We start from the raw sequence: 13,158 nt of genomic DNA on the forward strand, positions 1-13,158 counted from the left end.
TATCAACGCCCACACAGGCAAACTCTGGTCAGCCCGGAAACAATGTTGGGGTCGAACGGGGAGCGATCTCGGTCTGACGCCCGAGCCGCGTCTCGATCACGCCCAGTACATCAAGAACTGGTTGACCGTGCTGAAATCCGACAAGAAGGCGGTCTTCACTGCAGCGTCCAAAGCCTCTGAGGCCAGCAATTGGCTGATGTCTCTGGCTTCCAATCATCGTGATATCGAGGATGCGGCTTAGGCCGCATCCTTTCACTCTTTGCCGGTGACAACCGCCAAATTCGTAAGATGCTTGTCGATGGTCTCGACAACATCTTTATGCATGGGCAAGTTGGCCTTTTCGGTCTCCCATCGCTCCATGAAGAGCGATATGGTTTCCTTGGCTGTGTCGAGGACAAGCTTCTTGGGCAGCTTGGCTTTTGCGGATAGATGCGCCAACTCGTCCGTTGTGAATCCGGTGAACTCCTTCGTCCGGCTGAAGGTCAGCGCGGACTTGTCATTCGCGATATACGGAATCGTGGACACGAAGTCATACGCCGGAGAGAGGCGTGCGTTGCGGCGATCAGGATAGATTAGCGACCAGTTTTTCAGGTGCATGTCGCCATTGCCGATCAGGACATTGAATGTCAGGCGGCGAATAAATTCGGCCACATCATCCTGATCGGATTCGGAGGCGATCACCGATATCAGATTGCGGTAACTGGCCTTCTTGTACTTGTCCTCAGGATAGACGTTAAAGACCTGCGCAAAATCCTCGATATGTGTGACGCTGCCATCTTCATTGCGATCGAAGCGCTCGATGACGAAAGCCTGTTGCCCGATCTTCTCAATCCCGTCTGGCAGGTTTCCGATCGATCGCACATCGATCAGCCCGATCGCTGGCACGTTGATCCCAACCATCCTGGCAAGGCTCATCATCGAGAACTCGTTTTCCGGGACGTTGGCAAACTCGCGTGAGGGGAGTTTGACGATCCGATTGCCGCCGACGCCGCTTGTCGGAATCGTCAAGCCGCCGCTCGCACTTCGAACCGCCGAGAATTTGAGCTGCACGCCCGCCAATGAAAATCGCATGGCATCTTCGGCAGCCTCTTTCGCGGCTTCCCCTTCAAGGATGTTATGTGCTTCGTCGGGCCATTCTTCACCGTCCGCTGGGACGACGGTGATCGCGCCGGGCAAGTCCTGCCCGAGCACCCATAAGAGGAAGAACTCGCGGTCGATATGGATGTCTGCCTTCTCAGCCAGGTATCGGCGCAGATGACCCTCCGGCAGGAGGTTCGAGAAGTAGGGCATCAGCTTGATCTTGTATGGCCGAAAATCAGTGATCAGGTCGCCGAGGCTATCCTTGAACTGCAGGCCGAGGGACGGTCTCTCACGGTTCTCAATATAGGCATCGTTGAACGCAAAAAGTGTCTTTTCGTTTCCGACATGGGTGATCGTGCCGATTTCTTTGCCATAGAGGCGCACACTCAAAACGGATACATCAGGCATTGTCGTCCTCCTCATCTAATGAGTAGGCTGGACGGTTCGCATTCCTTTGTTCGCTCGTTGGCTCGAAATGGGCGATCTGGTTGCGGAGCGTTCTCATGCTGTTGATCGCATCCAATATGCTCTTCGAGTGCTCCGTCCGTTTGGCGTGGTCAATCGTTTGGCGCAGGGAGCGGAGGCTATCTAAAAACCGGGTATCAATCTGGAGGCGCTGGAGTGATGCCGTCGCTTTGCGCAGCTCATCCAGCTCCGGCAGGCTCGGCGCTTCAATCTGAAGGGCGCGAACCGCCTTTTGCAGTTGCTGCATTTCCTTGCCGATCGCGGGCGGTTGGATCACGGTTCGATCCGTCGTCTGACGCGTGATCGATTTGATTGCAGGCACTGCCTTGCGTGGGACCAGGGCGATCTCCAAATCCAATGCGCTGGCGATCGCGACGAGGCTCGATAGGCGTAGATCAACGCTGTTGGATTCAATCCGCGAAATCTGCGCTTGCGGGACGCCAGCTAACCGGCTCAATTCGCGTTGGCTGAGCTGTTTGGCTTCTCTGGCTTCGCGTAGGCGGTCGGCAATCTCTTGGGTTTCATATTTCATCGATGTTTATTTCTGCATCATTTATCTTGTTTGATGTCTTTTACGATATCAAATAGTCGGCGCCCTCTCAATGTGATGTTTTATGGCACATCAAAAGTGAATAATGATGTTTTATTCGATATCGATTTTTGATGCGCGATGCGCATCGCGCTTGGCTTGCCGATCTAACTGGCATCAGCTGTCTGGTGCGGATGATGGATCAGCTCACCCTCTCCTATGTCTGGAAGCAGAAGCAAATACCTGTTGTGCTGCGCCGTACGGGGCGAGGCGAGCGCATTCGCGTGCGACTACCATTCGCCGACGACAATCGGCACTGGCTTCAGAACGGGCGGCGAACTGCGCCCGAATGGATCGGCGGCACAGAAGCTTACTGGGAGTTGCCGAAATCCTGGTTCAATGACCTCGTTGATCGAGCGCTGGTCAGATATGGCAAGATCTATATCATTCAGCCCTACCGCGAGCAGGAGATCTGCGCGAGAGCATGCCAGGAAGCGCTCGGTCATGAGTGCCAATGTGCATGCATGGGCGCTAACCAAGGTGCCGGCAACGACGGAGGCTGGTTCGAAGTCTCCGATACCTTTTCGACGCGTTGGGGCGACCTGGAACTGGCCCGCCGTTTGTTGACGGCACGATAGGCAGCCACTGACTAAAGATTAAATACAATCTTTGGTCAGTAGCCAGAACACACGGGCTATTAACAGGCCTGACGCGACAGAGCGCTGGCGATTGCTACGCGCTTTTGAGGCCTTGATAATTCTCAGTTATCGTAACCAAGCTTGTGTCCGTGCTTGTCCGCCACGTTGAATTGATGTTTGGCATCGCTCTAAGGGCCGGGCTGTTGGCAAAGCTGAAGCCCGCGAGCGGTCCTCCCCGTCCGGGCTGCCACCCTTGATGCGCGGCGCTACAAAGGGGATTGGAAAGAACTGCGAAAACACCTTAGTGCCGCTTGCGCGCGGCGGCCGGCAAGGAGGCTTCGCCGCCTCTGGCCGCGAAACATGCGATCCGGCACAAATGCCGGCTTGCCAGACGCGCCCTTGTCCTGCCTTGCTCTTCGCGGCCCCCGGGTTGCCGCCCCTAAGGAATAGGGAGCGAAAACCGGACAGAGGACCGCGCGAAACGCGGAGAGGGAATGGAAAAAGCAGACCTGGAAGAGCTGAGAGAAAAGGTCGCCTGCGAGGCCGTCTTGGAAACCGCCGGCTTTGCGGTCGACGTAAAGGAAAGCACCCGCCGCGCGGTCAAATACCGCCGCGGCGAAGAGATCATCATTGTCATTCATGACGGCAAGGGCTGGTTCGATCCGCTGTCGGATGCGAAGGGCGACGTGTTCCGCCTCGTCGAGCATCTTGACGGCCTGCCCTTTGCGGCCGCGCTCTATGTCGTTGCCGACCTCGTCGACTTCGTCCCTTCGCAACCGCAGTGGCTACGGCAATCGCGTGAGCGCATGCCCGACCTCTCGGTTCCCGAGCGCTGGTCGGCGCGGCGCAAGCCATGGCCCGGCTCCGCGACATGGCGCTACCTGCAGGACGAGCGGGCGCTACCTGATCCCGTACTGCGCGCGGCCGTCGCCGAGGACCTTCTTCGCGAAGGCCCACAGGGCAGCATGTGGGCTGCCCACCGGGATCCATCAGGAATGGTCACCGGTTGGGAAGAGCGTGGTCCCGACTGGCGCGGTTTTGCCTCCGGCGGCACCAAACTGCTCTTTGCATTCGGTGCGGAAACGTCGCTGCGCCTGTGCGTCGTCGAGGCGGCAATCGATGCCATGAGCCTTGCCGCACTCGAGGAACAGCGTCCCGACACGCGCTATTTGAGCACCGGGGGCGGTTGGTCGCCGGCGAGTTCGGAGGCCTTGCTCGATCTCGCCATTCGAGCAGACGCCCTCCTCGTCGCCGCCACCGACAACAATGCGCAAGGGGAGATCTTTGCCGCGAGGCTCGAGGCGCTCGCGCGCGATGTCGGTTGTCAGTTCGTGCGGCTGCGACCTGAGCTGGAGGACTGGAACGAGGATCTGAAGGCCAAAAGAAGAAAGAAGGATGGAAGGGAGGAGGAGAGGGGCGGCTGCCGCATGCCCGCCGTCCGCCTCAAGGGTGAAGCTCCGCCCGGCTGACGCCGGCCCTTGACCCGGCCGGACGGAGAGGCGGCCGCGGGAAGGGGTCCGGAAGGGCTGAAGAAAATGGTGATACCGACAGGGTGCACCGCGCTCCAGCCCGAGACAGGCCCCACAGGAGCCCGCCATGACCCTTCTTGCACCAATCCGAAAAATCTACTTCGGCATCGCTGACCGCCACCAGACGTTCAGGCTCTTCGACCGCCATGCCGGGCGGCCCGACCGCTGGCAGGATGACGACGGCGCGCTTTACGCCGGCGAATGGTTCGAAATCGCGCAGGCTCAACATGACTACATGCTCGAAATCCTGCCGCCGCTCTGGATGCGCGGCGAAATGTTCGCCATGCGCGAATTCCTGACCGGCAGCATTACCAGCGTATTCTACACACTCAGCATCAACGGCGTGAAACGGTACTTCCACGCCTATTGCAATTTGTTCGATCCGCGTTCCGTCCATGCCATGCGTGATGCGATCGTCGAGCGCGAACGCCGCCCGGTCAAGGCCATTACGCGCGACGAACGCATCGAGCACATCTGGAGCGCCACCCATGACGATTATCGCGGTTATGCCGGCGCGGACTTCCGGCCCGAACATCGGGGCAAGCGCACTGTCATCGTCTACGGCAAACCGGGCACACGGTTCGAGCTGCTGGAGAGCCTGACGGATCAGCAGGTCTCCGAGAAGCTGCCGGTGCATCTGCGCCACCTGCCGCTGCCTGAAGCCGCGTGAGGTGGGCCATGTGCACATTTCCGGTTCTTGCGGTGCGCAAGGTTATCGCGCGCGGCGAAGACGATGCCGCCACCAATGGCGGTTTCCGCAATCCCTATTATGGCACCCGGTCGGGAGAGGGCGAGAAGCCCGGCTTCTGGCTCGTTGGCGACGAGGGCGTCTACATCATCTCCAACGGCAAGGTTGCCGAGGGGCAGAAGCTACTCGTCGTCCATTCGACCGATTGTCATCCAAAAGTTGATACCCACTGGTTGGACGACAACCCCCGGCATTTCAGGGCGATGACGGCGTTGAATTCATCGATGCCGCAATCGTCAGTGCGCGAACGGTTGTTGATTGACTCGCGGCCTTCTGCCTCCTACAAGAATCCCACATTCTGGATTCTATAGAATGTAGGGTTGGAGATAAGGTGGCGGAAATGGCGGCGCGGTGCGTCGTTGGGAAACCGTTCACACCAGGGAGGATTGCATGAATCGATTCCATGAAGCATCAGGTTCGGTCTCGCGGCGCGCGCTGATGGTCGCGGCTGCATCGGCCGTGACGTTCGCGGCGCTAGGTGGCACGGCTGCGGTTGCGCAGGATAATGGTCTCGGCACGGCGGAAAGCCCTGTCGAGGTGCGCATGATTGCCAACGAGGCGTTCGCCAACCAGTGGCAGACGCTCATGGTGCCCGAGTTCAACAAGCACTATCCGAACATCAAGGTCACGATCGACGGCGTGCCCTATGTCGAGCTTCTGGCTAAGAGCATGCTCGACGCGACCGGGCCGAGCCCGACCTACGACATCATCATCGCCGACGACCCGTGGGTGCCGCAGCTTGCCGAGGTCGGTGCGCTGATGGACCTCAAGTCACCAGATGCGGCTGGCTGGACCTTGGAAGGCTACGACTGGGATGACTTCAACGCCGCGCCGCTGGCAGCTGGCGAGTGGAAAGGCGTGCAGTACGGCGTTCCGCTGCGCTCCAACATGCTGATGATGTTCACCAACAAGGCGCTCTACGAGAAGGCCGGGCTTGCTGCGCCGACCGCTGACCTGACCTGGGAACAGTTCATCGAGCAGGCGCCGAAGCTGGTCCAGGACACCAATGGCGACGGAACGGTCGACGCCTGGGCGATCGACACCTATTTCGTGCGCGAGCCGCTCACGCCGACCATCTGGCAGACGATCATGAACTCGAACGGGGGCAACTGCTCGACGCGGACGGCAAGCCGGCTTTCAACAGCGAGATCGGCATCGCCGCCCTCGAGACGCACAAGAAGCTGCTCGAATTCGCACCCACGGGCGCCGTCAGCCACGGCTTCTCTGAAGCGCTGCAGGCGTTCCGCCAGGGCCTCGTCGCCACGATGTTCAACTGGGGCAGTGTGTTCAAGGGGTCGGCGATCGACGAGAAGACGACCACGCTGAAGCCGGACCAGGTCGGCATCCAGGTTCTGCCTGTCGGCGCGAACGGCGCCGGCGCGCACCGCGGCATCTGGAGCGGAACCGTCTCTTCGAAGAGCCAGAACCAGCAGGCCGCCTGGACGGTGATCCAGTGGCTGAGCTCCAAGGAGGGCGAGAGCTGGCACGCGGCCAATCTCGGCGTCTTTCCGGCGCGCAAGTCGACACTCGCCTGACGCCTTCGGAGCCATGGCTCGTCCCGGTTTTCGAAGCCCTGCAGCAGGCATACGACGCTTCGGAGAAGGGCATGATGTGGCGTATCCGCCATCCGCGCTCCGACGCGGCGCAACAGATCCTCGCCGATGAGCACTCGCGGTTCATGGCCGGGCAGGTGACCGCGGCAGAGGCGTTGCAGGTCGCAGCCGAGAAGATCGAGAAGGTTCTCGACTGACCTTGGCGGGTAGGGAGGACATTGAGATGAGTACAGTGACGGCAGGGGGCGTTCCGCGTGCGCGCCCCCGCGGATGGACAAAACTGGCCGACGCGATCTCGCGCTGGGCGTTCATGGGCCCGCGGCCGTCATCCTCGGCGCGATGCTCGCCTACCCGATCTTCTACACGATCGAGATCAGCTTCTCCCGCTTCGACCTGATGACGTTCAGCGCCGTTGAGTGGGTAGGCTGGGACAACTATGCCCACGTGCTCGACGACTACCGTTTCTGGTCGTCGATGAAGGTGACGCTCATCTACCTCGTCTTTGCCCTGCCACTGCAGATCGTGCTCGGCTTCGGCATCGCCTTCCTGATCAATGCCGACTGGCGCGGGCGCGGCACCGTGCGCGCCCTTTTCATCATTCCGATGGTCGTTGCGCCCGTCGTGGCCGGCGGCATCTGGCGCATGATCCTCGATCCGCTCTGGGGCATCATGAACTGGTTCATCGGCCTGTTCGGCTTCGCCCCGCTCGACTGGTTCGGCGACCCCAACCTCGCCATGGCCGCGATCGTTATCATCGACACCTGGCGCTGGACCCCCTTCGTGGTGCTGATCGCCACTGCCGCCCTGCTGTCGCTGCCGCGCGACATCTTCGAGGCGGCCGAGATCGACGGCGCCAACTGGTGGTCGATGCTGTGGTCGATCACGCTGCCGCTGCTAGTGCCGATCATCGCCGCCACCTTCGTCGTGCGATGGCTGGGCGCGGTCAAGATGTTCGACATCGCCCTCGCCGCGACCTATGGCGGCCCGGGAGGCGCGACCAACGTCATCAACCTCTTCATCTACGAGGAGGCATTCCGCTCGCTACGCTTCGCCGAGTCCGCGGCGATGGCCGTGATCGTGCTGGCGCTCACTATGGTGCTGACCGGCATCTTCCTCATCGGCGCCCGCAAGCTGGAGGAACGCTATTGACCGCGACCGCTCTCCCCGCGCCGCTGCGGCGCAAGTCGCGGCTCGGACCGCGCATCCGCATCGCCGCCGGTGTCCTTGCCTGCATCGTTTTCCTGTTCCCGGTCTTCTGGATGGTGCTGTCGTCCTTCAAGGAGCAGCGCGACATCTTCACCACGCCGCCGACGCTGTTCTTCACGCCCACGCTGGAGACTTACATCAGCTACATGCAGCGGGCGGATATCAGCCGCCGGCTAATCAACACCATTATCGTCGCGGTCGGCTCCGGCCTCCTGTCGATCGTTGCCGGGGCGATGGCCGGATACGCGCTTGCCCGCATCAAGCTGCGCGGCGCCGGCACCATCGGCGTGCTGATCCTGCTGTCGCGCGGCGTACCGCCGATCGCACTCGCCGTGCCGATGTTTCTAGTCGCGCGCTCGCTCGGCGTCACCGACCAGCACATCACGCTGATCCTCGCCTATTGCACCTTCCTCATCCCCTACGTGATGTGGCTGATGCGCGGCTTCTTCCTTGCGCTGCCGAAGGAGCTCGAGGAATCGGCGATGATCGACGGCTGCAGCCGCTTCGGCGCCTTCTTCAAGATCATCGTGCCGATCTCGCTGCCGGGCCTTCTGTCGACGCTGATCTTCAGCATGATCCTCGCCTGGGAGGAGCTACTGTTCGCGCTGGTCCTGACCAACCGCTACGCCTCCACCATTCCCGTTGCCATCGCAGGCATCGCCGGCGACACGGTCAACGGCGCCAACTGGGGCGCGCTCACGGCGGTCGGCACGATAACGGTCATTCCTGTGGTGATCTTCGCACTGCTGGTCCAGAAATGGCTGATACAGGGTCTAGCGGACGGCGCGACGAAGGGGTGAACGATGAGCGGCGACAGGCACGAACAGACACGAAGGGGCGTGGCATGACGCAGGCCTCGATATACCTCTCCAAGGCCGATCTCGCGCGGCGGCACATCGAGGACCTGATCATCTCCCGCGCCGTCAAGCCGGGCGACCGCATCACCACGCGGGAGATCTCCGAAGCGCTCGGCATCAGCGAAACGCCGATCCGCGAGGCGATCCGTAGCCTCGCTTCGGAAGGGTGGCTGGAAGTGCAGATGCATGTCGGTGCCGTTGTGGCGAGCGCCGGGCGCGAGCAGCTGCGCGAGATATACGCACTGCGCGCTATGATAGGCTCGCTCGCCATCGAGCTCGGCGCCTCGAGCTACGACGCCCGAAGGATGGCGCAAATCGACGCGAACATCGACGCCGCGACGCTGGCCGTCGAGGCCCAGGACGCGGTGCGCTACATCCAGCTCAACCACGAGTTCCATACGTTGCTCAACGATACGCCGCACACTCGCAGTGGTGCCTGCGCATGCTCATGAATCTCAGCGCGCTCTCCTCAGCCCACAGCGGCTTCAAGGTGATTGCCGGCCGTATGGCCGACTCGCTCGCCGAGCACAAGTCGATCCGCGACGCGCTCAAGGCCGGCGAATTCGAGTCCGCCGCAGCGCTGGTAAGGTTGCACGAGAATGCGGCCTACGAGGCGATCACCCGCGAGCTGCAATCCGACAATCCGGCGCAGACGAAGAACGCCGGCTAGGAAACCAGGGAGAAAGCGCCAGCATGGGCACAGTCGAGATCAGGGATGTCCGCAAGGCCTACGGCCAGATCGAGGTCATCCACGGCGTATCGATAGACATCGCCGATGGCGAGTTCGTCGCGCTGGTCGGCCCGTCCGGCTGTGGGAAATCCACGCTTCTGCGAATGATCGCCGGGCTCGAAGAGATCAGCGGCGGCCAAATCGCCATCGGTGACCGCGTCGTCAACGATGTGGTGCCGAAGGATCGCCACATCGCCATGGTGTTCCAGAACTACGCGCTCTATCCGCACATGAACGTGCGCGAGAACATGGGCTTCGCGCTGCGCCAGCGCCGCCTGCCGCGTGCCGAGATCGACGCCCGCGTGATGGAGGCGGCCCGCATCCTCGGGCTCGAGCAGTTGCTGGATCGAAAGCCGCGCCAACTTTCCGGCGGCCAACGCCAGCGCGTCGCCATGGGGCGGGCGATCGTGCGCCAGCCCAACGTCTTCCTGTTCGACGAGCCGCTGTCGAACCTCGACGCCAAGCTGCGCGTGCAGATGCGCTCGGAACTGAAGGAACTGCACCAGCGCCTCGGCGTGACTACGGTCTACGTGACCCACGACCAGATCGAGGCGATGACGCTCGCCGACCGCGTGGTCGTCATGAACGGCGGCATCGTGGAGCAGATGGGCCCACCGCTCGATCTCTACGACCGCCCGGAAAGCCTGTTCGTCGCCGCCTTCATCGGCTCCCCGCCGATGAATTTCCTCGAGGGCGTGGTCGAAGGAGCGGATACGCTGCTCCTCGACGACGCGCAGTCAATCGCGCTGCCGATGTCCGTTTCCGGCAAGGGCCGCACCACAGTCGGCATCCGCCCGGAGCATCTTTCGCTGGCCGCGACCGGCTGGCCGGCAACCGTCGCGGTGGTGGAGCCGACCGGCTCGGAGACCCAGATCACCGCGCGCATGGGCGAGCACGTGGTCCGCGTGCTCGTCAGGGGCAGGACCGACGCCCAGCCCGGCGACGCGATCCATCTGACCGCGCGGGCCGAGGATATCCATCTCTTCGACAGCCGCAGCGGCCGCCGCCGCAGGCCCGGCGAATAGCGCTGGACGGTGACGGGAATGGGCATAGTGGAGAGTTTGCCATGATGAAAATGCGCCGGTTCTACATCGATGGCCGCTGGGTGGCCTCGCGGGCGACCGCCGAACAGGTGCTAGTCGACGCGACGACCGAGGAGTCGTTCGGCGTCGTGGCGCTGGCTGGCGACGCAGATGTCGACGCCGCGGTGGCTGCGGCGAAGAAGGCGTTCCCGGCATGGGCGGCAACGGACCCGGCGGCAAGGCTCACCTTCGTCGAGAAGATGCGCGAAGTGCACCTCATTCGCACCGAGGACATGGCGAAGGCGATCTCGCAGGAGATGGGCGCACCGATCGATCTCGCGCGCGCCGCCCAGGCCGGCGCCGGGCCGCGCCACATGGCGAACTTCGTCAATGCGATGAAGGGCTTCGACTTCGTCCGTCCGCTGGGCGACCACGCCCCCAATGATCGGATTGCGCTGGAGCCGGTCGGCGTCGCCGCCCTCATCACGCCGTGGAACTGGCCGATCAGCCAGATCACTCTGAAGGTGGCGGCCGCGCTTATCGCCGGCTGCACGGTGGTTTTGAAGCCGTCGGAGATCGCGCCGCTGTCGGCGATCGTTTTCGCTGAAATCGTGGAGGCGTCGGGGCTTCCGGCAGGCGTGTTCAATCTGGTCAATGGCGACGGGGCGGGCGCCGGCAACCGGCTGGCGACGCATCCGGACGTCGACATGGTATCCTTTACCGGCTCGACGCGGGCCGGCATCGCCATCACCAGGGCGGCGGCCGACAGCCTCAAGCGCGTGGCGCTGGAGCTTGGCGGTAAGGGCGCCAACCTCGTCTTCGCCGACGCCGACGAGATGGCCGTGGAGCGCGGCGTGCGCCAGTGCTTCGTCAACAGCGGCCAGAACTGCAACGCGCCTGCGCGCATGCTGGTCGAGCGCCCGATCTACGAACGCTCCCTGGAGACGGCGGCACGCGTCGCGTCTTCGATCGTAGTCGGCCCTTCAAGCCAGCCCGGACCGCATATCGGCCCGGTCGTCTCCGGGCGCCAGTTCGAGCGCATCCAGGGTCTGATCGACACCGGCATCGAGGAAGGTGCGAGCCTGGTCGCCGGCGGGCCTGGGCGACCGGCCGGGTTCGACCGGGGCTATTTCGTCCAGCCGACCGTGTTCGCCGACGTCGCCAACGACATGACGATCGCGCGCGAGGAGATCTTCGGGCCGGTGCTGTCGATCATTCCATTCGACGGCGAGGAGGAGGCGATTGCGATCGCCAACGACACGCCCTACGGGCTGACCAACTACGTTCAGAGCCAGGACGGGGAACGCCGCAACCGGGTCGCCCGGCTGCTTCGCTCAGGCATGGTGGAGATGAACGGCCAGCCGCGCGGCGCGGGCTCGCCGTTCGGCGGCGTCAAGGCTTCGGGACGCGCCCGCGAGGGCGGCCGCTGGGGCATCGCGGAGTTCATGGACGTCAAATCCATTTCGGGCTGGGGCTGACCGCAACCGCGCAGCAGCCAGCTCGAACGATGACAGCCGCGCCCTGCCGGGCAGCGGAACAACAGACCTGCAAGCTAGCCGGGGAATGACCGTGAAGAACAAAGCAATCGTGGCCGAAGTGAAGACGCTGTCCTGCAGCAACTCGTTCCGCAACTACCACTTCCTGAAGATCACCACCGAGGACGGCATCGTCGGCTGGAGCGAGTACGACGAGAATTTCGGCTCGCCGGGGGTGACCGCGATCATCGAGAAGCTGAGCCACCGCATCATCGGACAGAGCGCGATGTTGCACGAGCACATCCGCGAGGACCTGCAGAACGTGACCCGGCCGGCGCTGGGCGGCGTCGTCGGCCAGGCGCTCGGCGCGATCGAGAACGCGCTGCTCGACGCTAAGGCGAAGACGCTGGACGTGCCCTGCCACGTGCTGCTCGGTGGCAAGGTGCGCGACAAGGTGCGCATCTACTGGTCGCACTGCGTGGCCTACCGCATGCGCACTGAGCATTTTTCGCCGCCGATCGTCGATGCCGAGGGCGTGCGCCAAATCGCCCGCGACGTGCGCGACTGGGGCTATTCGGCACTTAAGACCAACATATTCATCTATGACGAGCAGGACCGGATCGATGCCTGGGCGCCGGGCTTCGGCCGGCCGCACGAGCCGGGTCTCAACATCGAGCGCAAGGTGCTCAAGAACCTGCGCCGGCATATCGAGATGATGCGCGAGGAAGCCGGCCCCGACGTCGACATCCTGCTCGACCTCAACTTCAACGCCCGCACCGAGGGCTACGTGAAGATGCTGCGCGAGACGGCGGACCTCGACCTGTTCTGGGTCGAGATCGACACCCGCGACCCGAAGGCGCTCGCCTACATCCGCTCCAACAGCCCGCACCCGATCTCGTCCTGCGAGACGCTGATCGGCGTCCAGCAGTTCCTGCCCTATTTCGAGGCGCAGGCGATCGACGTGGCGATCGTCGATACGCCGTGGAACGGCGTCTGGCAGTCGCTGAAGATCGCGGCCGCAGCGGCCGCCTACGAGGTCAACGTCGCGCCGCACAACTTCTACGGCCATCTCTGCACGATGATGAACGCCCAGTTCAGCGCGGTCGTGCCCAACATGCGGATCATGGAGACCGACATCGACCGCATAGCCTGGGACAAGGAGGTCTTCACCCACGAGCCCGAGTACAAGGACGGCTACCTGATCATTCCGGACCGCCCGGGCTGGGGAACCGAGCCGAACGAGGCCGCGCTGGCGAAGTATCCGCCGCTGGAGAAGACCGGCATGATCCACCGTACAGCCATACCCCGGCTCGTCGTCTGACGCCA

At 62.8% G+C, this 13,158-nt stretch carries 16 protein-coding genes and 1 pseudogene; 15 read left to right on the plus strand and 2 right to left on the minus strand.

Going from position 1 to position 13,158, the window contains the following annotated elements; all coding sequences use genetic code 11:
- Window position 1 precedes the first annotated feature (1 nt).
- Window positions 2-241 carry a zincin-like metallopeptidase domain-containing protein gene (locus tag HK436_RS34045; RefSeq protein WP_173194542.1) on the plus strand — a complete coding sequence of 80 codons (240 nt, stop codon included), beginning with the start codon at window positions 2-4 and terminating at the stop codon, window positions 239-241.
- 11 nt (window positions 242-252) lie between these two features.
- Here the strand turns inward: HK436_RS34045 and HK436_RS24190 are convergent, their stop codons facing one another.
- Both HK436_RS24190 and relB read right to left on the minus strand, forming a co-directional pair.
- The gene (locus HK436_RS24190; protein ID WP_173194172.1) at window positions 253-1,488 is read right to left on the minus strand and encodes a type II toxin-antitoxin system HipA family toxin; all 1,236 of its coding nucleotides are present in this window, start codon (window positions 1,486-1,488) and stop codon (window positions 253-255) included.
- Complete coding sequence (gene relB, locus HK436_RS24195; RefSeq protein WP_173194174.1) at window positions 1,481-2,077, minus strand: type II toxin-antitoxin system RelB family anti-toxin; 597 nt, start codon at window positions 2,075-2,077, stop codon at window positions 1,481-1,483. The genes HK436_RS24190 and relB overlap by 8 nt, the downstream gene beginning before the upstream one ends.
- 131 nt (window positions 2,078-2,208) lie before the next feature.
- On the opposite strand from relB, the gene HK436_RS24200 reads away from it, so the two are divergent.
- From HK436_RS24200 to HK436_RS24255, 14 genes and pseudogenes are all read left to right on the plus strand, one after another.
- Complete coding sequence (locus HK436_RS24200; RefSeq protein ID WP_244649381.1) at window positions 2,209-2,712, plus strand: hypothetical protein; 504 nt, start codon at window positions 2,209-2,211, stop codon at window positions 2,710-2,712.
- A 494-nt stretch (window positions 2,713-3,206) separates the two neighbouring features.
- Window positions 3,207-4,181 carry a DUF3991 and toprim domain-containing protein gene (locus HK436_RS24205; protein WP_173194176.1) on the plus strand — a complete coding sequence of 325 codons (975 nt, stop codon included), beginning with the start codon at window positions 3,207-3,209 and terminating at the stop codon, window positions 4,179-4,181.
- Window positions 4,182-4,308: 127 nt separating this feature from the next.
- Entirely contained in the window at window positions 4,309-4,911 is a 603-nt protein-coding gene (locus HK436_RS24210) for a DUF1419 domain-containing protein (RefSeq protein ID WP_173194178.1), read from the plus strand.
- Between the two features lie 8 nt (window positions 4,912-4,919).
- Window positions 4,920-5,300 (plus strand): DUF3085 domain-containing protein, encoded by a 381-nt coding sequence (locus HK436_RS24215; RefSeq protein ID WP_244649382.1) that lies wholly within the window; start codon window positions 4,920-4,922, stop codon window positions 5,298-5,300.
- Between the two features lie 274 nt (window positions 5,301-5,574).
- Window positions 5,575-5,976, plus strand: a pseudogene (locus HK436_RS32525) (ABC transporter substrate-binding protein); the annotation flags it as partial.
- Window positions 5,977-6,098: 122 nt separating this feature from the next.
- A complete protein-coding gene (locus tag HK436_RS32530) occupies window positions 6,099-6,524 on the plus strand; it encodes an extracellular solute-binding protein (protein ID WP_280515840.1) in 426 nt (141 codons plus the stop codon).
- A gap of 71 nt (window positions 6,525-6,595) precedes the next feature.
- Window positions 6,596-6,739: a hypothetical protein gene (locus HK436_RS31760; RefSeq protein ID WP_244649383.1), complete on the plus strand. Its 144-nt coding sequence runs from the start codon at window positions 6,596-6,598 to the stop codon at window positions 6,737-6,739.
- A 73-nt stretch (window positions 6,740-6,812) separates the two neighbouring features.
- The gene (locus tag HK436_RS24225) at window positions 6,813-7,691 is read left to right on the plus strand and encodes a carbohydrate ABC transporter permease (RefSeq protein ID WP_173194180.1); all 879 of its coding nucleotides are present in this window, start codon (window positions 6,813-6,815) and stop codon (window positions 7,689-7,691) included.
- Window positions 7,688-8,548, plus strand: coding sequence for a carbohydrate ABC transporter permease (locus tag HK436_RS24230; protein ID WP_173194182.1), 861 nt, complete (start codon window positions 7,688-7,690; stop codon window positions 8,546-8,548). Before HK436_RS24225 ends, HK436_RS24230 begins: the two co-directional genes overlap by 4 nt.
- Window positions 8,549-8,592: 44 nt before the next feature.
- Window positions 8,593-9,057: a GntR family transcriptional regulator gene (locus HK436_RS24235; protein ID WP_173194184.1), complete on the plus strand. Its 465-nt coding sequence runs from the start codon at window positions 8,593-8,595 to the stop codon at window positions 9,055-9,057.
- Window positions 9,048-9,275, plus strand: coding sequence for a GntR family transcriptional regulator (locus HK436_RS24240; RefSeq protein WP_173194186.1), 228 nt, complete (start codon window positions 9,048-9,050; stop codon window positions 9,273-9,275). Before HK436_RS24235 ends, HK436_RS24240 begins: the two co-directional genes overlap by 10 nt.
- A 23-nt stretch (window positions 9,276-9,298) precedes the next feature.
- Window positions 9,299-10,360 carry an ABC transporter ATP-binding protein gene (locus tag HK436_RS24245; RefSeq protein ID WP_173194188.1) on the plus strand — a complete coding sequence of 354 codons (1,062 nt, stop codon included), beginning with the start codon at window positions 9,299-9,301 and terminating at the stop codon, window positions 10,358-10,360.
- 41 nt (window positions 10,361-10,401) lie between these two features.
- On the plus strand, window positions 10,402-11,835 hold the full coding sequence (locus HK436_RS24250) for an aldehyde dehydrogenase family protein (protein ID WP_173194190.1): 1,434 nt from the start codon (window positions 10,402-10,404) through the stop codon (window positions 11,833-11,835).
- Window positions 11,836-11,920: 85 nt separating this feature from the next.
- Window positions 11,921-13,153: a mandelate racemase/muconate lactonizing enzyme family protein gene (locus HK436_RS24255; protein WP_173194192.1), complete on the plus strand. Its 1,233-nt coding sequence runs from the start codon at window positions 11,921-11,923 to the stop codon at window positions 13,151-13,153.
- Window positions 13,154-13,158: the final 5 nt, after the last annotated feature.

It is taken from the genome of Neoaquamicrobium sediminum (assembly GCF_013240295.1).
In the GTDB taxonomy this organism is placed as follows: Bacteria; Pseudomonadota; Alphaproteobacteria; order Rhizobiales; family Rhizobiaceae; genus Aerobium; species Aerobium sediminum.